This is a genomic window from Echinicola shivajiensis (genome assembly GCF_018642165.1).
GTDB lineage: Bacteria > Bacteroidota > Bacteroidia > Cytophagales > Cyclobacteriaceae > Echinicola > Echinicola shivajiensis.
This window is the reverse complement of record NZ_JAHHZM010000002.1, coordinates 202,275-222,457: the sequence shown is the minus strand read 5'-3', so window position 1 is coordinate 222,457 and position 20,183 is coordinate 202,275. Positions and strand designations below refer to the sequence as shown.

12 protein-coding genes are annotated in these 20,183 nt (G+C 37.4%); 7 read left to right on the top strand and 5 right to left on the bottom strand.

What is annotated here, in order from left to right; all coding sequences use genetic code 11:
* Positions 1-2: 2 nt before the first annotated feature.
* Positions 3-1,442 carry a RagB/SusD family nutrient uptake outer membrane protein gene (locus KMW37_RS05415; RefSeq protein WP_215223594.1) on the top strand — a complete coding sequence of 480 codons (1,440 nt, stop codon included), beginning with the start codon at positions 3-5 and terminating at the stop codon, positions 1,440-1,442.
* Positions 1,443-1,519: 77 nt separating this feature from the next.
* Here KMW37_RS05415 and KMW37_RS05410 read toward each other — a convergent pair whose 3' ends face one another.
* A complete protein-coding gene (locus tag KMW37_RS05410; protein ID WP_215223593.1) occupies positions 1,520-4,036 on the bottom strand; it encodes a TonB-dependent receptor domain-containing protein in 2,517 nt (838 codons plus the stop codon).
* A 299-nt stretch (positions 4,037-4,335) separates the two neighbouring features.
* Here KMW37_RS05410 and KMW37_RS05405 point away from each other — a divergent pair, with 299 nt between their 5' ends.
* From KMW37_RS05405 to KMW37_RS05390, 4 genes are all read left to right on the top strand, one after another.
* Positions 4,336-5,412, top strand: a complete 1,077-nt coding sequence (locus KMW37_RS05405; RefSeq protein ID WP_215223592.1) for a sensor histidine kinase — start codon at positions 4,336-4,338, stop codon at positions 5,410-5,412.
* Positions 5,409-6,146 (top strand): LytR/AlgR family response regulator transcription factor, encoded by a 738-nt coding sequence (locus KMW37_RS05400; RefSeq protein ID WP_215223591.1) that lies wholly within the window; start codon positions 5,409-5,411, stop codon positions 6,144-6,146. Before KMW37_RS05405 ends, KMW37_RS05400 begins: the two co-directional genes overlap by 4 nt.
* Positions 6,147-6,236: 90 nt before the next feature.
* Positions 6,237-6,710, top strand: coding sequence for a nucleoside deaminase (locus KMW37_RS05395; protein WP_215223590.1), 474 nt, complete (start codon positions 6,237-6,239; stop codon positions 6,708-6,710).
* A 124-nt stretch (positions 6,711-6,834) separates the two neighbouring features.
* Positions 6,835-8,466: an ArnT family glycosyltransferase gene (locus tag KMW37_RS05390; RefSeq protein WP_215223589.1), complete on the top strand. Its 1,632-nt coding sequence runs from the start codon at positions 6,835-6,837 to the stop codon at positions 8,464-8,466.
* A 68-nt stretch (positions 8,467-8,534) separates the two neighbouring features.
* Here KMW37_RS05390 and KMW37_RS05385 read toward each other — a convergent pair whose 3' ends face one another.
* Positions 8,535-10,094: a hypothetical protein gene (locus tag KMW37_RS05385; RefSeq protein ID WP_215223588.1), complete on the bottom strand. Its 1,560-nt coding sequence runs from the start codon at positions 10,092-10,094 to the stop codon at positions 8,535-8,537.
* 140 nt (positions 10,095-10,234) lie between these two features.
* On the opposite strand from KMW37_RS05385, the gene KMW37_RS05380 reads away from it, so the two are divergent.
* Positions 10,235-11,407 carry a 2-isopropylmalate synthase gene (locus KMW37_RS05380; RefSeq protein ID WP_215223587.1) on the top strand — a complete coding sequence of 391 codons (1,173 nt, stop codon included), beginning with the start codon at positions 10,235-10,237 and terminating at the stop codon, positions 11,405-11,407.
* Between the two features lie 224 nt (positions 11,408-11,631).
* On the opposite strand, the gene ffh is transcribed toward KMW37_RS05380, so the two are convergent.
* From ffh to KMW37_RS05365, 3 genes are all read right to left on the bottom strand, one after another.
* Entirely contained in the window at positions 11,632-12,972 is a 1,341-nt protein-coding gene (gene ffh, locus KMW37_RS05375; RefSeq protein WP_215223586.1) for a signal recognition particle protein, read from the bottom strand.
* Positions 12,973-13,507: 535 nt separating this feature from the next.
* Positions 13,508-15,091: a SusD/RagB family nutrient-binding outer membrane lipoprotein gene (locus KMW37_RS05370; RefSeq protein ID WP_215223585.1), complete on the bottom strand. Its 1,584-nt coding sequence runs from the start codon at positions 15,089-15,091 to the stop codon at positions 13,508-13,510.
* 31 nt (positions 15,092-15,122) lie between these two features.
* A complete protein-coding gene (locus KMW37_RS05365; protein ID WP_246581352.1) occupies positions 15,123-18,539 on the bottom strand; it encodes a SusC/RagA family TonB-linked outer membrane protein in 3,417 nt (1,138 codons plus the stop codon).
* Between the two features lie 568 nt (positions 18,540-19,107).
* On the opposite strand from KMW37_RS05365, the gene KMW37_RS05360 reads away from it, so the two are divergent.
* On the top strand, positions 19,108-20,181 hold the full coding sequence (locus tag KMW37_RS05360) for a LacI family DNA-binding transcriptional regulator (RefSeq protein ID WP_215223584.1): 1,074 nt from the start codon (positions 19,108-19,110) through the stop codon (positions 20,179-20,181).
* Positions 20,182-20,183 lie beyond the last annotated feature (2 nt).

Sequence of the window (20,183 nt, the reverse complement as noted above, 5' to 3'; positions counted from 1 at the left end):
AAATGATGAAAAAATATATTGCATTTATTCTGACTGCGCTTTGCCTGGGATGTGCTGATTTAGAACGTTATCCGCTTAACTCTATCGGTGCTCCAGAATTTTGGGCAACTAGCGATGATGCCACTTTGGCTATCAACGGTGTTTACAATGTCCTTGCCCATAATCAGATGTATAGGGACTTTATGAGACATTCTGATGCATTGGTTGATAATGCCTATTCACAGTGGTCTTATAACCATTACCTAGAGATCAGTGAAGGTAGAGGCTTTGACGCATCCAGTGTTTGGCCGCTCAATTTCTGGAGAAAGTCTTATGAAGGCATTGTTAGGGCCAATGAAGTTTTGCTAAATGTTCCAGAAATTCAAATGGAAGAAAACACCAAAAACAGAATTTTGGGTGAAGCTTCCTTCTTAAGGGCTTTGTTTTACTTCCACTTGACCAACCTTTACGGAGATGTTCCATTGGTTTTAACAAAGCAAACTGTAGAAGAATCACTTGTAGGTAGAAATCCAAAATCTGAGGTACTTACTCAGATCCTTTCGGATATAGATGTTGCTATAAATAACCTGCCTGATTCTTATGGTCCTTCTAATCTAGGTAGAGCCACAAAAGGTGCAGCAATAGCACTGAAATCAAGGGTTCATCTATACAACAAACAGTATAGTGAAGCCATACAAGCTGCAAACCAAGTTACCGCCTTAGGATATGACCTATTGCCAACAGGAAGCTACAAAGACATGTTCTTGCCAGCATTGGAAAACAACAGTACGGAATCAATCTTTGAGGTACAATTCTTAGGTAAAACCGGTACTGGGGGGGTAGGAAGTGCTTTTAATGCTAGCTCTGGGGCAATACCAGCATTTGGAACTCCACCATATTCTCCTCTTCAGGAATTAGTAGATGTATATGAAGCTGGTGATATCAGAAAAGACATTACCATACTCCAAGAAGGACAAACATTTGCAGGAGAGGCTTTCGATCCAATTAGATCTGAAACTGGTTTCGCCTTGATAAAAGGAGTGATAGAAGACCCTACCATAACAGATGATGGGGATGCCAACTTCATTGTATTTAGATATGCAGAAATTCTATTGAACCTCGCTGAAGCTGAAAACGAATTGAATGGCCCTACTTCTGTTGCTTATGATGCGGTAAACAAAATCCGCAACAGGGCTGGACTGGATGATCTTCCTGCCGGTTTAACCAAAGATCAATTGAGAATTGCCATCAAGAAGGAAAGAAGATTAGAGCTTGCTTTCGAAGGCCATTACTATTTTGACATCCTTAGATATGGAGCAGCAGATCTTCAAGCATCCATGGAAAATGTCACTAGCGTCATTGGACATGAGAGAGTTTATGACTCCAAGCTTCTAATGTGGCCAGTTCCTCAAAATGAAATTAATATAGATGAAAACTTACTGCCGCAAAATACAGGCTGGTAAGCATCAAATACTTTATAAAAGAAAAAGCACATTGGAATCCAATGTGCTTTTCTTTTTAATAAACCCACATAATAATCTTATTGAGTTCCCATCATTCCTCCATTATCACCTCCACCACCTTTAAGGTCCTCATTTTCTATAGATCTTTTCTTACGTTTATCTTTAACACTCATTTTTCCAATGCGGTAACTGAAATTAATTTTAAAGTTCATATTACGCATGATATTGGTACTTTGCTGAGAAATAGTATTGGACTTGATTTCATTGTTCATCTTGAATTCAGGAGTCAAGAAATTCTCCGCTCCAAATCCAATACTTCCCTTTTTCTCATTGAACTGCTTATTAAAGCTCAGGCCATAAATCCCAAATCCAGAGCTATAACCTTGCAAATTCACCCTTCTTCCTCTTGCAAAACCAAAGGCCTGTACCACCCAAGTATCAGTAATATTAAAATTACCAAACAACCTTCCGCTAACTACAAACCCTTCATTGGAGGCGCTATAGAGAGGATCATCAATATTATTATCTATAATTGTATAATAGGTATCGATACTTCCATTGAAAGATAGCTTATTGGATATATTCAAGTTTGAAAACAAGCTCAAACCATAGGCTTTCTCAACACCAATATTTTCATAGGTAGTATAGATTACACCATCCTCCAAAACACTACGGACGGGCTGAATGGAACCACTGGAATTTCTAAAGAAACTGGAAAGATTGACACTTGCACTTTTGAAGTAGGTACTGTAAGACAATTCATAGTTATCCGTATACTCAGGGTTCAAAAGCGGATTACCTTGCGTAATTTGACTTGGATTGGATCCTTGAATATTTGGATTTAAGTACCTTAATGAAGGCCTTTGAATCCTTCTATTATAAGCGGCCTTTACCATATTCCCGTTGGTCAATTTTCGGCTTAGGTTCACACTTGGTACCAATACGCCGTATGAAGGAATTTCGGCAACATTTTCTCCTGTCTTAAAATCTGCATTTATAGTGGTGTACTCATACCTTGCACCGGCCTTTACTGTATAGTGTTCCAAAAAGCCCAAAGTATAGGACAAATAGGCCGCCGACACATTTTGGTCATAATTAAACTCATTAGAAAACTGTGCATCATCACTTTCTTCATACTCGCCATCCGATCCCTCTGCCACAAAATAGGCATAATCACTCGTCACCTTCCTCATGATATTTTTTGCCCCATATTCCAGAATTTGATCATCTCCGCTTCCAATTGGTGTGACATAATCTACCTGCACCGTAAATTCCTGATTATTGCTGAGGTTATCATTTTTAATCCTTTGCTCCACCAAGTCAAAATCCTCATCCAATAAAGATTGAATAAAATTGTTGGTTCGGTTATTACGGCTGTAAAGGGTCATAATACTGAATTCCTTTTGTGGCTTCTCAAAAGTCCTGGTATAATTCAAACTCACATCCACCGTATTGGATAAGTTATCAGTATTTACCCTTCTCATCAAAGCACTTTCCAAAGCCTCATCTAAATACTTTTCGGTCAACAAATTCCCCTGCTTACTTTTGAAGTTAAACATTCCAAAATTCACCGATGCTGCCAACCAATTGTACTTATCAATCTCATAGTCGGCCCCGAAATTATATCTCCCCATCAACATATTATTCCTAGTATCGGAACTCTGAATGGTTTTATTGATGGATCCATCAGCATTGATCACTGACTGGGTATTTTCAAATCCCCCTTTTACGTTATACCCGGTACGGCCAAACCCACCTAAAGAAAATCCCCACTTACCTTTTCTGGCACTCGCATTAAGTCCTAAATTGGAGCCTCTCATTCCTGCACTGGTATTTATACTTAGGGAGGCTCCTTGTAAATTGTTTTTCTTTGTTACAATATTGATCACCCCTCCTGATCCCTCAGCGTCATATTTTGCAGAGGGAGAAGTGATGACTTCCACTGATTTGATTTCATCAGCTGGAATTTGTTTCAAGGCATCAGCAATGCTACTTGCAGACATGGTAGACGGCTTATTGTCAATCAAAACCACCAAGTTATTACTGCCTCTCATAGATACATTCCCATCCAAATCAACAGACAACATTGGAACTCTTCTAAGTACATCTGTAGCATCGCCACCAACTGTGGTTTTATCATTTTCAGCATTGTAAATGGTCCTGTCCACTTTTTCGGTGATCAATTCACGTTGCCCCTGAACGGTTACTTCGGCCAAAGAAACCGACTCCTCTTCCATATTGATATTTCCCAAATTGATCAACTTTTGCCCAGGCTTCACCTGCAAGTTTTCCTGGATATATGGAGCAAAACCTACAAAATTAATTTTCAGCTTGTAGTCCCCTGGTTTAAACCCCGTAATAAAGAATTTACCTTCATCATCAGCAACACCACCTGAAATGTTTTTATCAGCATTTGACTCCAAAAGCATCACTGTCGCATAGGCTACCGGTTTTCCAGATGATGCCTCCACCACTGTTCCGGAGATCTGGTAGTTAGTTTCTTTTGAATCAATGGTAGTTTGTGCATGGCTTAAATGCCCGATTGAAATCAAAATCAAGCCTAAAAAACCCAAAGTTTTTAATAAAGAATTCATGAAATTAAGATTATATGGTAAAGTTGTATAACAATAATTGGTGGTTGGGGAGCATCTTATGGACACTATTCAAAACTAAAGTAGATTGAAATATTTGCATTAAAAAAAGTGATAGATAGAAGAGGGTACTTTATCGACAAATAGGCTAATTCAATAGATAAATGGTTTATTCCAAAACCCAATAATCAATTAATGGACTAAAAGGACATATTCATGGGTAAATACTTCTTATTGGCAGATTAGCATTTCATGTTTTAAGAAGATTGTTTTATGTTTAGATAGAGAAAGTAGCAAAATGCATGAATCAATTACCCGTTTTTCGTAAAAACATATCATTCCTAATCCATATTTTGGTCTGGGCAGTAGTGGCTGCTACCTTATTTTTATTGGGGCCCCTTTCATGGAGTACCACACTCCCTACAGAGTTCTGGTGGCGACAGGCATTGTTTTTCACCCTTTTGGTAGGCCTATTTTATTTCAATATGGATGTACTAGTCCCAAAAATACTCTACAATGGTAAAATTGGATTATTTATTATTCTCAGCATCGGTTTGTGTTTCCTACTGATGTACTTGATCCAATATTTTGAAAATAGCATAAATCTTCCCGAATTAATGCACAGGGCTTTCCATCCTGACGATGGCAAACCATATGTAAAAAAGAAAGAGTTTATCAATATTTTCATCCTATTGGTTTTGTTTCTTGGCTTGGGCATTAGTACCAGTGTTGCGGCTGTACAAAAATGGCAGTCAGACGAGGCGCTAAGGAGGCAACTAGATCAGCAAAGGATTAATTCTGAGCTATCCTACCTTAAGGCCCAGATAAACCCCCACTTCTTTTTCAACACCCTTAATAATATCTATTCACTCACCAATATTGATGTAGAAAGAGCACGTATTGCCTTGCACAAACTCTCGAGAATGATGCGATATGTACTCTATGAGACCGAAAAAGACCAAACATTGCTCAGTAAGGAAATCAACTTTATAAAAGATTTTATTGAGCTGATGAAATTAAGAATTTCACAAAAAGTAAAAGTGGAGCTTGACATCCAAGAGACCGTAGAAGACAAAGTAATTGCTCCTATGTTATTCCTCCCTTTCGTAGAGAATTGTTTTAAGCATGGAATTAGCTCTAAGCAAGATAGTCAGATCTATATCAGTGTAAAACAACTAAAGAATGAGCTCATTCTAAAAACCTGTAATAAAATCATCCCTAAAAACCTCAATAGCCCTGAAAGCCACCTTAATGGAATTGGTCTAAACAATACTAAAAGGAGACTTTCTTTGCTCTATAATAAACAATATGAATTGTCCATTGATGATCGAAATCCTGAAAACGAATATCGTGTAACCTTGAAAATCAATCTGGCATGAAAATCAAATGCATAGCGGTAGATGATGAGCCATTGGCACTTGATCTTATCTGTAGCTTTATTGAACAGACCAGTTTCTTGTCTTTAGAAGCCAAATTTGAAAATGCCATTGATGCCCTTGCATTTGTACACAGCCATGAAGTTGATCTCATTTTCTTGGACATACAAATGCCTGATCTTTCTGGGATGGAATTGGCCAGGGTCCTAAGCAGTAAACAACATGATAATAGCCCTAGAATTATATTCACAACAGCCTATAACCAGTTTGCCATAGAGGGGTATAAGGTGGATGCTATGGATTATCTTTTAAAGCCTTTTAGTTATGAAGAGTTCTTAAAGGCATGCACCAAAGCTTACCAATTCTTTGAATCCAAATTATCGCAGTCCGTTGGCTCCATAGAAAATGCCCCACAAAATTACATTTTCATTAAGGTGGAATATCAGCTGGTGAAAGTAATGCTAAAAGACATCATATACGTTGAGGGGTATAAGGATTACGTCAAGGTTCATTTGGCAGAAAAATCCTCTCCATTGCTTTCTTTAACCAGCCTTAAAAATATGGAAGAAATACTTCCTGAAAATCAATTTATGAGAATCCATAGATCCTATATTATTTCTCTGGATCATATCCACTCCATCACAAAAAACTCTGTTAACATCAATAATACTACAATTACAGTCAGTGAAAACTATAAAGAAAACTTTCTGCAATTTGTAAACAAGTGGATTGGATAAAATTACTAATCTTGGTTTAGGAATTTCTTTTCTTATAGGATTAAAGTTATTTTACTATACAAACAAATCCAGATTATTAATACCATACACATGACTGAGAAACAAAAATCTTTTATGCAAGTGGCCATTGATTTATCCAGAGAAGGTATGACCAGTGGTAAAGGAGGTCCTTTTGGTTGCGTGATCGTTAAAGACGACATTATCATTGGAAAAGGCAACAACCAAGTACTCAGCACTTATGACCCCACTGCACATGCAGAAGTCGTAGCCATTAGGGAAGCTTGTGAAAATTTAAGGGCATTCCAACTTGAGGGCTGCGAAATATATACTTCCTGTGAGCCCTGTCCAATGTGCTTAGGTGCTATCTACTGGGCCAAACCCAAACATGTCTTTTATGCCAACACGCGTCAACAAGCCTCAGATGCCGGATTTGATGATGACTTTATTTATCAAGAATTACCACTCCCTCCTCAGGACAGAAAAATCCCAATGCAACATCTCCCTAATGAAGATGCAATAAAGGTATTTGGTGAGTGGCATGAAACAGGGAATAAAATCATATAACTTCATTTTCCCATATAACAATTTCACTCATCATCAGCCCTAACCAAAACATCATAAAACATTAATTTTCAAATATTTATAACTATATTAAAACAATAAAACAACCTTTATTTCAACTAGTAAAATGGCTGAAAGTAGTAAGCTTTTGGTAATTCTTTGTCTAGCACTATTCTTCCTTTATTTTCGTTTAGGAAGCTGGGGATTAATGGAGACCAGTGAGGCCAGATATGCTGAAATTGGGAAAGAAATGGTGGAAACCCGGGATTATATCCACCCCAATTTGCTAGGTATCCATCATTACCACAAACCTCCGGTCACCTATTATATTACCACCTTTGGCTATAAGATTTTTGGGATTTCAGAGATAGGAGCTCGATTTTTTCTTCCTATTGCCATTATCATCCAAATGCTATTGGTTTACTTAATTGGTGACATGTTGCTTCTCGACAAAAAAAAAGCCCTCTTTGCAGTACTGATCTACTTTTCTTTTCCGATCGTTTTGATTTCAGGAAGGAATCTAACAACTGATGCCTACCTAACCACCTTCATCATGACGTCTATCTTTTTTTGGCTGGTCTATGAAGCAAAAAACACACAAGTCTGGGCTCTTTACCTTGCTTTTCTTTTTTTGGGTATAGCTATGGAAACCAAACCCGTCGCCATCCTATTTGTATTTCCCTTCATGATATACTATCATGTATTCTACAATAAAAAGTTAAAGATCAACCGACATTTAATAATTGGACTTGCCTTATTCATAATGCTTACAGTATCTTGGTTTCTAATTGTGCAAAGAGATACAGAAGGACTGATTAGTTACTATTTTAACCGACAATTATTGGACAGGGCAATAAGGAAAACTTTTCACAGAGGTCAGCCAATATGGTATTACCTTCCTTTTTTAATTGGTGTCTTACTGCCTTGGTTGCCTTTAATCTTTAAAAGGAATAAAAGTTTGCCTCCGAAAAAAGAAAATAATGGCACAAAAGTAATTGCTTTTAGCGCAACAACCATATTCCTCTTATTTTCGCTCTTCCAAACTAAATTACCCTTATATATTCTTCCTTGTTTTTGGATGATTGCATTATTGATTTCAAGTATGATCAGTAGGGCAAAGCCTGTCATTCTCCATTATATCAACTTTACCTTTTGGTTTATCATTTTGTTATTGGCCAGCCTGACACTATATTTTTATTTAAAAAATGGTTTTCCATTTATCATCCCAACAAGTGAAATTCTGATAACCTTTTCAATTGTAATAATACTCTTAATTATCCAACTTAAATGGAAAACCGATTCAAGTCAAAAAACTGCCATTTTTGCCTTTATTTTTGGCTGTTCTATTTTATTGGTTAGTTCTTTACTGTTGGAGAAAAACAACTCCAATATCAACTCCATAAAAGATTTGGCGGTATATATAGAGTCCAAGGATCCTAGTGAAAAAAAGGAAATAATGGTGTATAACCACCTATTGAATTCAGCTCCTTTTTATTTCCATGGCAGAATCATTACCCTAAATAATGGGAATTACACAGCCGACCGCGAAGTCCAATTTGAGAAAGACCAATTTTGGAAGCAAAACCTTCTAAATCTCAATCAGAAAGAAGACAAAAAACGATTCATTTCAATTGCCAAGCACCAAAAATCCTATCTATTGGTCATGAAAAAAGACCTCAAAACGGTTCACCCGAATTATATCACTAAATATTATCAACATGAAAAAGCATTTGGCAAATGGATTGTATATTCCCACTAAAGTTTAAACTATCCCCAATTGGCTTGATCTACAGAAATAAGCTAGCCTAGCTACGTTCGGAATTAAGCTTATTTTTCCCGCACCATTTTCTGTTGATACTTTTCTTTGATTATTTCCTGAACAGGCCTTCCCTGAATCTTACTGTCCAACCATGAAATGATATCCAAATATAAGAAGGCGCGTTTTTCATAGGGGTGATTTTCATATTGGATCAAATTATCCCTAAGCTCAACAAAAGCCGCCTTTAACTGATAATCGTAAATTCTATTAAGGTTCCTGACGAAGTTGATCATCTCCTGTTGTACCAAGTGCAAATCCTGCATTTTTATCAAAAACCTATAGACAGTTTTTATTTGATGCTCAAGATTATCATCCATTCCCTCCTCATAGCTGGCAATGAGTTTTAGGATATGGGCAAAACATTGTAGATCCTCTCTTAAACCATCACCTTTATGGTCTATCACTTCATTTAGATGGTAGATTGCTTTGATATTATCTCCCCCTCCAAAATACAAACAGGCTATCTTATAATGTAAAACAATGACATGGTGTACATCCAATTTATCCTCCAATAAACTCATTTCTTTCAAAAGAGAAGGGATAACTGATTTCACCCCTGCACTGAAATCACCTGTTAGAAAATGATAATTAATACTATTGGAATAATAATAGAGAAATGCCAAAACCCTACAGTTATCATCCATCTTGAAATCATCATTTTCTAAGCTGTCTTTAAACTGTTCAAAGACTTCTGTAAACCGATCATAATGTTGTAAATAGAACAAGGTATCCAACAGATAATGATAGGCTTTTAGATAATTTCCAGTAGCCACCTTTTTCATATGGGGATGCTCATCATACAGACCGACCCAGCGATGCGCGGCCCTAAAACACAAAGGAAAATCCTGTAAAATATGGTAAAACCAAACTTGCGCCTGAAACAAATAAAGTTTCTCATAAAAGTTAAGCTCTTCCAGATCATATTCAGGCATATTTTTCAGGTAATAAGCCTCCACTAGCTTCCGATCGAATTCATCTTTTACATGTCCTACCTTGAGATAAAGCCCATATAATTGCAAAGAAAGGTTACTAAATGAATTTTTCTGCGAGGCACTTTTTACCAAGTTCTTTGCTTCATTTGCAAGAACTTCTGCCCTATCTCTCATACTTCTAGTAATATGTTGGGACTCTATCACCTTCTCCAACTCCACTATTCTTAACATTATAGTATCTAAAAAATACTTTTCAGCTATATGTTTGGCTTTGGCCAATAACCTTAAACTTTGTTGGTATAGCCCTTTATTGTATAAAATTCTCGCAAAATCAATTTGTTCATTCAACTGTAGTTCCACATTCTGATCAGCATAGATTAACCTTAGACTGACCAAGATTTGCTTATACAAATGCGCCTTCATATTGGCCAATTGTTTCTTGGTAACGGGGGCTTTTTTCAGAAGGTAAACCTCATCATAGACCTCCAATTTATCCATGATATCGAACAGTTTCACAAATTTGGCATTTTCGTTCGCTCCAAAGCGTTTAGCATAAAGCTTGAACCCACGCTTCTCTGAAGTGCTCAAAGATTTAATCAAATTAAAAACAATATCTTTTCCTCTTTCTAACTTCATACCATTTTTCAATATAACAAACTGTTTTTCAGTTTATTACGTTAGATATTACAAGATTGAACATTGGACAAATATAATTAATACAATTTATATTCAAATCATTAGATTCTACTTTAGATTTTAGATAAAAACATCACATTATGGATAAACGACAAGTACTGATCTTTGACACCACCCTAAGGGACGGAGAACAAGTCCCAGGCTGTAAGTTGAACACCCCTCAAAAAATCGAAATTGCCCAAAAACTTGAGCAGCTCGGAGTAGATGTAATTGAGGCTGGTTTTCCTATTTCCAGTCCAGGGGATTTCAAATCAGTTGTGGAAATCTCTAAAAGTGTATCAGAACCCATCATTTGCGGACTTTCAAGAGGTGTTCAAAAGGATATAGAAGTGGCCGCTGAAGCCCTTAAATACGCTAAAAGACCAAGAATCCATACGGGAATCGGAACCTCACCTTCACATATAAAATTTAAATTCAAAAGTACTCCAGATCAAATCCTCGAAAGAGCTGTGGCAGCGGTAAAGCATGCCAAAAAGTTCGTAGAGGATGTTGAATTCTACGCTGAAGACGCGGGTAGAACAGATAATGAATACCTTGCCCGAGTCTGCGAAGCTGTAATCAAAGCAGGAGCTACTGTGCTTAATATCCCTGATACCACTGGTTATTGCTTACCAGATGAATATGGCGCAAAAATCAAATACCTTTCCGACAATGTCGTAGGTATTGAAAATGTAATCATTTCTGCCCATTGCCACAATGACCTTGGATTGGCTACAGCCAATGCCATCTCCGCCGTAATGAATGGAGCAAGACAAATAGAATGTACTATCAACGGTATCGGCGAGAGAGCAGGCAATACTTCCCTTGAAGAAGTTGCCATGATCATGAAGCAACACCCAAGATTAGACGTATATAACAATATCAACTCAAAGCTGCTCAACCCAGTAAGTAAATTGGTTTCAGAAAGAATGGGAATGATCGTGCAACCGAACAAAGCAATTGTTGGTTCTAATGCATTTGCCCACTCTTCAGGAATCCACCAAGACGGTGTGATTAAAAACAGAGAAACCTATGAGATTATTGATCCGGAAGAAGTAGGTGTTCACGAATCAATGATTGTACTTACCGCTAGAAGTGGTCGCGCTGCATTAGCATTCCGTGCCCACAAAATAGGTTACACCTTGACCAAATTACAGTTGGATGAAGTTTATCAATTGTTCTTGGAGCATGCGGACCTCAAGAAGGAAATCACTGATGATGATCTTCATGAAATCATGAAAGTGGCCAAGCTTTCTGGAAAGGTAGAAGCTTAAGACTTACTTTAAATCCGATTACCATTAGAAGCTATTTCTAATGGTAATCGGATTTTGTTTAATACACCGCTAGGTTATCCATTAAAGTAATCTAAAAATCCTTTCCTAAAGATCATTTAGCTATTATCTTAAAGATATATTCTTCCAGATGGGAAATAATTATCCATAAAAAAACAGCCCACTTATATGGGCTGTTTTTTTATATCTGCTATATTCTTTCTTACTTATCTCCTTCCTCCAGCTTTAGGCATCAAATTACCCAAGGCACGTTGGGCACCACCCATTTTATTCATTTGCTTCATCAATTTTCTCATATCAGAAAACTGCTTCATCAAATTATTAACTTCTTGGATAGACCTTCCACTACCCTTAGCAATTCTTTTCCTTCTTCCTCCATCAATCACATCTGGATTCTCACGTTCCAAAGGTGTCATACTTCTAATAATAGCTTCAATTGGCTTGAAGGAATCATCATCAATATCCAATCCTTTGATTGCTTTGCCCATACCAGGGATCATCCCCATCAAGTCTTTCAAGTTGCCCATTTTCTTGATCTGCTCTAGTTGGGAAAGGAAGTCATCAAAGTTAAACTGGTTTTTACGGATTTTAGCATTGATCCTTTTAGCTTCATCCTCATCAAAAGACTGCTGGGCACGCTCTACCAATGAAACAACGTCCCCCATACCAAGGATTCTCTGAGCCATACGGTCAGGATAGAAGACATCCAAGTTTTCCATCTTCTCACCAGTAGAAATAAACTTGATTGGTTTATCTACTACGTGACGGATAGAAATGGCCGCACCACCACGGGTATCACCATCCAATTTGGTCAAGACCACCCCATTGAAGTCCAATCGCTCATCAAAGGTCTTTGCAGTATTGACAGCATCCTGACCGGTCATTGAGTCAACTACAAACAAGGTTTCAGCCGGATTAAGATGCTCCTTTAATTCGGAGATCTCATTCATCATCTGCTCATCCACTGCCAAACGACCAGCGGTATCGACGATTACGGTTTTCTTACCGTTTTTCTTTGCGTAATCAATGGCCTTAGATGCAATGTCCAAGGCATTTTTATTTTCCGGCTCAGCATATACCTCTACACCTATTTGCTCACCCAAAGTTTTCAACTGCTCAATCGCCGCAGGTCTATAAATATCACAGGCTACCAACAATACTTGCCTTCCCTGTTTTTTAAGGTGGCTGGCCAATTTTCCAGAAAAGGTAGTTTTACCTGAACCCTGAAGACCAGAAATCAATATAACACCAGGATCTCCACTAAGGTTGATATCCTCCTTTTTGCCTCCCATCAATTTGGTCAGCTCTTCCTGAGTGATCTTTACTAATAATTGCCCTGGAGAAACAGAGATCAACACATCCCTACCTAAAGCTTCCGTCTTAATAGTATCGGTAACTTCCTTGGCTACTTTATAGTTAACGTCAGCATCAATCAAGGCTCTTCTGATCTCCTTTACCGTACTGGCAACATTGATCTCCGTGATTTTACCCGTCCCTTTAAGGGTCTTAAATGCTTTATCTAATTTATAACTAAGATTATCAAACATGTGTCTTATTCTTCTATTTAGTGCAAAAATACAATAATTTAATTTTTTTAGAAGGCATGGCTCTTTTATTCTCAATTTCTTATTCAACAACTTGCCATTTTTCTAGGCCTATTTAAGAACAAGTAAAACGTTATAGCAATTTACCCAAAATTTTTATCCATAGCCATTCTACTTTTCTGCATTTTATTTACAGTTTAATCCAAAAAATACCCTAATCACGGTATTTTATTTTTTAAAATTTTATTGTACATTAGTCTTACTGTTTCACTTTTTTCAATCAAACAAAGTAATTATACTTTACTTTTAATTTTTAATCCTAAAAGAAAGCCGCCGGATAAAACCAGCGGCTTTTTTTGACACCCTGTCCAGTCCAAGAATAAATTAACAACAACCGATAAAATTAAGCAACAACCCTTTCAGGCATTTATTCAAACATGTTCAAACAAAAAGGCCGTACCAAACAGTTTCACCTGTCAGTACGGCCTAAATTGTTCCCAAACAATTTTAACTCAAATTATTAGTGAGATAAACTATCTTAGTTTACATCCCAGAATATATTGTTCGTTAGCTTATCCTCACCTTGAACTTTAGCATAATTGTCTGTATTATACGTCTGCTCAGACCCCGGATACATCCAGCGACTTGGAGGAGTGCTTTGCTGGTTAGAGTTATCTACCCAGAAATCAAGATCAAGTTTCTTAAGTCTTCTGATTTCCGTCCAGTTTTCGTTAGGCTGCACCACATTATAGTGTAACCACTTCTGCTCTGCAATCAAAGTCAATTTTTCATCCACGCTAGTGGCTGCATCCCAAGAGACCTGCTCCATTTCCAAATAAGTGTTAATTGACTCTTCTGTAGGAACCACCGGAGCAGCTGCGATTGTGTTGTTTGTAATACTTCTTAAATACTCATAAAAACCAATTGACTGCTTGATTGCCTCTTCATAATGAGATTTGGCCATTGCATCCTGTCCTTCCTTGAGATAATATTCTGCAGCCATCAAATGCACCTCGGCAGCAGTAACAATTACACCTGGAAAGTATTGGTTTCTACTAACCGTAGAACGATTATAAATAGACAATCTCAAGGTTTCAATTGCCGCATTCTGGTCAGTTGGATTCATTAAGGGATCAAGCCCAATATATTCCCCATCAGCTTTTTCTCCTGGCTCAAACACATAAGGTAATCTTGGATCTTGATTAATCACCATATGATCAACAATGGCCTTGCCTGCAATATTTCCATTCCAGCTCTCCAAACCGTTTCGGAATTGATTTACCCCCATCAAAGTACCCAAAGAGTGGATTTTGAAAAGAATATTACTATCATTATCATCTACCAATGGATAGTCTGAAGGATTGGACAATATTTCTGCTATTTCTGTATTAGCTCTTGTACTGAATGCACTGTTTCCGCTTACCCTGGTTAGCATTCTCAATCTTAATGAATTAATATACTTCACCCAAAGATTAATATCACCACGGTTCACCAAATCTTGGGTCTTGAACACACCTTTAATTGCATCTTTTACCTCCAAGTTGGGTAACTCATCTGCAAAAGCAGCTAAATCATCCAACATTTTGGTGTAGATATCCTCTGCGTTATCATAGCTAGGGTAAGAATTAGGATAATCGCCCTCCTTAGTACTTAGCATACCGGCTTCACTCCATGGAATATCTCCGTACAGATCTACCATCTGTTGGGTGCGATCATAAAAATAAGTTGTGGCCGCAATCACAAACAAACGGTTATTCTCTTTGTCAGTATCAATTAGATCTTCATAAACCTTTTGGAGTTCCCTATACTGAGCCATAAAATCATAATAAACATCCCAGCGTTCACCTACTGCAGCAGAACCCGGCACATATTGGTTTTCACCATTCACCCAACCTATCGCTTGGGAATATCTACTTGAAGTGATTCTATTTACCACAAAGTAATCCCTATATCCGGGCAATACATATAAGCGGTTTGAATAAATCATTCCAGTAAACTGTTTCCCAACTGTAGTCTCAGCAACCTTGGAAGGATCTGTATAATTATCTTCAAAATCTGAAATTGAACAACTTGCCATGCTGCCTATCAGAAATATTCCTATTAATAATCGATTGATATTCATGTCTTTGTTAATGAAATAGTTTAGACTAGCTTTAGAATTTAGCTCTTAACATTACACCATAAGTTCTGGTAGCTGGGTTAGTTCCTGCACTGGTCAATGTCTGCTCCCATCTGGAACCACCTGTCAACACCTCTGGATCCAAATCTTTGATATTTCTATACAAGAAGAATAAGTTTCTTCCAAATACGGAAAGGTTCACATTAGATGCACCGAGTTTCGAAGTGATATGGTTTGGCAATGTATAACCAATGTTTAACTCTCTCATTTTCACATAATCATTATCTTTTATATATAATTCATATCTAGACTGGCTATATTGAGGACCTCCCCAGTTATAGGTATTCCAATAATAATAGGCCTGAGAAACTACATTGCTATTAGGAGCTCCATCGGCAGTAACTCCATCCATCAGCATACCATCGTGATAAACTGTCTCTCCATTAGGTCCTTGCGCCATTGAATGAGGAACTTGAACACCTTGTCCATTTTCATCTTGATAATAAGCAAGACCACCTCTTTCTTCATTCATATAGTTCAAACTTTCCTCAGTCAAACCACGGCTAATCATCCAGTTGATACCAGTTGGCATTACACTACCTCCAATCTGGAAATCCATTACAGCTGAGAAGTTGAAGTTTTTATACCTAAAATCATTTATAAAACCACCAACGGCATCTGGCATTGCATTACCTACCTGAATCCAATTTTGATCATCAATTTTGTACAAACCGTTTGGCTGAACGATTTTGTTTCCATTGTCATCAGTTGCGATTGGACGAGCATAGAAATCACCCATTGGTCTACCAACTACAGAACGAAGTTGAGCCGCATTACCGTCATAGTCTGCATGCAATAATTCAGTAGCGCCATTGGCCAACTTCTCTACTTTATTAACATTCTTGGCAATATTAAATACCGCATTCCAGCCAAAATCCCTAGTTTCAACAATGGCACCGTTTAAGGAAACCTCAACTCCAGTATTTCTTAAGGTACCAATATTGGTCAAAATGGAACGAGCACCCGAAGAGGAAGGCAAGGTCAAAGGCAAAATCTGGTCACGGATTTGCGCATTATAGTAAGAGATATCTAATCCAAAACGGTTGTTAAAGAACCTTGTATCCAAGCCAAATTCAAATTCATGTTTTTGCTCCGGTCTGATCTCATCATTACCAAAAGCTGAAGGCATAATAGTATAAAGAACATTGGAACCACCTGGTTGCTGCTCACCCAAAGAGTTTTGGTTATAAGCTATATTCGCTCTATAAATATCAGGGTAGTTACCCACGATACCCCAAGAACCTCTCAACTTAGAGAAGGTAATAAACTCAGGCAATGTAATTGCATCTGAAATGGCAAAACTGGAGTTAACAGAGGGATACACAAAAGTGTTATTGTTTGGATTCATAGTAGAAATCCTATCCCTACGGATGGTACCTTCTACAAACCATACACCTTTATAATCCAAATTCACCGTACCCATTGCCGCATCAATTACTCTACGAGTCCTTGTAGAACTATTATTAGGAATATTGGCTGAAGCCACAATATCAAAAAGATTTTCAGTAGTCAAACCACCACTAGTACTTCTACTGATACTATTATAACTTTCTGTCCTGGCTGTATAACCTGCCATCGCGCGTAAGGTTACTTCCTCTGTCAGTTTTTTACGGTAGTTCAACATCACATCACCATAAAGAATACTAAACAATTCTGTCTCCATTCCAAAAGAACCAGAAGGACCAAAGTCCAAAGCTCTCTCAGTAGCTCGCGCATCTTCAGAATAACGGCTCGTTAAATCAGTAGATAAACGGGCTCTCAGGTTCAAATCTTCCGTGATATCGATATGATTAGTCAAACTTCCGATCAAACGATTACTTTTTTCTGAATACTGATGTCTATTAACTCTCCATGCATAATCAGCAATATCAGCCAAAAATCCATTTCCTGTAATATTTTCATCAGGAGTTGCACTATCACCATTTCCTGTGACAAAACGGTACCCCCTACTTGTCTGGTACTTATCTAAATACCAAGCACCATTATCAAAACGACTCATCATACCGCTGAAGTTATTGATCATACGATCAATAGAGTAAGGCCTGTTTTTGGTATTTTGATTAATATAATTAATCATCAAATCCGTCTTAACCTTCTTGCTTACCTTATAGCTTGAATTAAGGTTGACAATATTCTTACTGTTCTTGGAATTCAAACTCAAAGCCTCATTGTCCTGACGGGTCAGGGAAAGACGGAAGTTTCCTTTATCTGTAGCATTGGAAATAGCCACGTTCACCTGAGAACTCACCGGATTATTAAACAAAGCAGCATAATTGTCCTCTTGTGCAACATAGGGTCTAGAAATACCATCCCAAGCTAGCATCGGCTTGCCGTCAAACTCGGGACCGAAGTTAGTAGTCGTATTTGGAACAGTTCGCTGACCATCCTCAGTATAATTAAAACCATCTTCTGACTGTCCTAGATCTTGAATACGAGACGGCATACCTGGTCCTCTTACATTTTGATACCTTGGTAAATAGGCGATTTTATCCATTGTATAATTGGCACTAAAATCAACACTCATGCCTTTATCACCTGTTTTACCCTTTTTGGTAGTAATCAAAACAACACCGTTTACAGCCTCAGAACCATAAAGAGCCGCTGCTGATGCACCTTTCAAAATAGAGATATTATCAATATCAGCAGGGTTGATGTCCAATAGGCCATTACCTCTCAAACGCTGGTCATTCCAATAGTCATTATTTCTTACCTCCTCATTTCGAATAGGCACACCATCCAATACGATTAAAGGCTGATTTTTACCGGTTATTGAATTCACACCACGGATTTGAATATTAACCGCAGAAGTAGCTCCACCGGCACCGCTAGAAATTCTAACACCTGGGGCTTTACCATATAAAGCAGTAGCTAAATTCGGTGTTCCTACTTTAACTAATTCATCTGATTTAATGGTAGTGGTGGCATAACCAAGCGCTTTCTGCTCCTTGGCCATACCGAAGGCAGTAACTACATATTCATCAAGAGCAGCAGCTTCCTCTTCTAGGACAATATTAAACTCGGTTTGGTTACCGATTGCAATCGTTTGCGAGGTAAATCCTAGAAAAGAAACCACCAAAGTAGAATTGGCAGGTACGTCCAGGGTGAATTTACCATCTAAATCAGTAATGGTACCAACGCTCTTTCCTTGAATGGTAACGGCAGCACCAGGCAATGGTTCTCCATTGCTATCCGTTACTGTCCCTTTTACTTTGATATCAGCTTTGTTGATACCGATAGCATCATTAAAGATTGGAGCATTTTCTAATACGCTCGCCGAAGCATAACCAGAAAACGCCAAACCTCCTAATAGCATAGTCTGTGCTACCAAGAGCTTGCCTTTCCTTTTAAAAAGCAAATTAGGTTTTGCCTTGTGGGTAATTATTTTTTTCATATTTAATTGTTTAGATGAAAGAGTTTTCCATTGAGATATTCTCAATTACGCATCAATTACTTTTAAATACTCCTCTCCATAGTGTGATATGAAGATTTTAAAACTGGAACAAACCAGTAACCAGAAACACATATTATTGTCTGTATAAGGATTTTAGATTATCAAAATACTAACCTAACTACTTATTTAAAAACAATAATTTAACATTTCATTTAACACTTATTAAAATATTTTAACAGCACCAAAGTAGAGATATATTTCATTGTTTCAAAAAAAATTCTAAAAATGTTTGCGCACACACTATATTTGTTTGCGCACACATTAAAACAAAAACAATAAACTAACATTATATGAAAACCACGTTATTTTAAGATTTATTAAATATTACTCATCTTTATAGCCTTTTGATTGAGTTTTTGATTGTAAATAAAAATTGTTGTTAACAATTCAGTAATTCAACTTCCAGTAATACCTATTATCAGGCGATTTATTTTGCTGTCAGTTGGAAAAAAGTCATTAAATTGTTCGGGATATAGCTAATTATATTCCAAATCAGCTTTATACTTAAATGGAGAAGAATAAAACAATTCGGATTAAGGACATTGCCAAATTATCTGGTGTTTCAGTTGGAACAGTAGACAGGGTAATTCATAAAAGAGGCAAAGTTTCTGATGTAGCCCGTAAAAAGGTGGAGAAAATCTTGAAAGAAATCGACTACACCCCAAATCTTCTCGCCAAAACCCTAGGCTCAAATAAGACCAATAGAATTGATGTGCTGGTTCCTCATCCAGATGAAGATCCTTACTGGAAACTTTCTTTGGACAGTCTGGAGGCCTCAAAGAAAGAATGGCAACCCTACCAAATGCAAATCGAAACCCATTTCTTTAAATTAAATGATGAAGAGTCATTTAAAAAAGCAGCCTATAATGTTTTGGATAACAAACCTGATGCCATTATCAGCGCCCCTATTTTCCTCAATGTAGCTTTGGATTTTTTTAAAGAAATTGAAAAACAGGGAATACCCTATGTGCACTTCAATACCATGATTGACGGAGTTTCACCATTAGCCTTTATTGGACAAAACCTCTACCAAAGTGGCAGGCTGGGAGCTTCACTGATTGACCTATGCACACAGGCACAATCTGGTACAGTTGCCATCCTGCACATTAGTGAAAAAGTCCAGCACTCTGTTCACTTTATTGAAAAAGAAAGGGGATTTAGGGACTATTTTAGTAAAAACCAATCTAGTAAGATGGAAGTCATATCCATTATTATCGAGGGTGATGATATGAAGTCATTTGAATCGAAATTAATAGAAGCTATTAAATCCAATGATATCAAAGGCTTATTCATTCCGACTTCCTCAGGTGCCAAACTAACCGCCAATATTATCAAAAAACACAAACTTCCTAACATCTGTATTGTAGGGTATGATTTGTTGAAGGAAAATATAGAATTATTAAAATCCGAACAGATTAACTTTCTCATCAATCAAAATCCAAATAGACAAGTAAGCAGGGGGATTTATCACTTGGCCAATCACCTGTTATTCAAAAAAGAGACTCCAAAACTAGAACTCTTTCCCCTTGAAGTAATTACTAAACATAATCTGGATTCTTATATCAAATCAAATATTCATTAGGA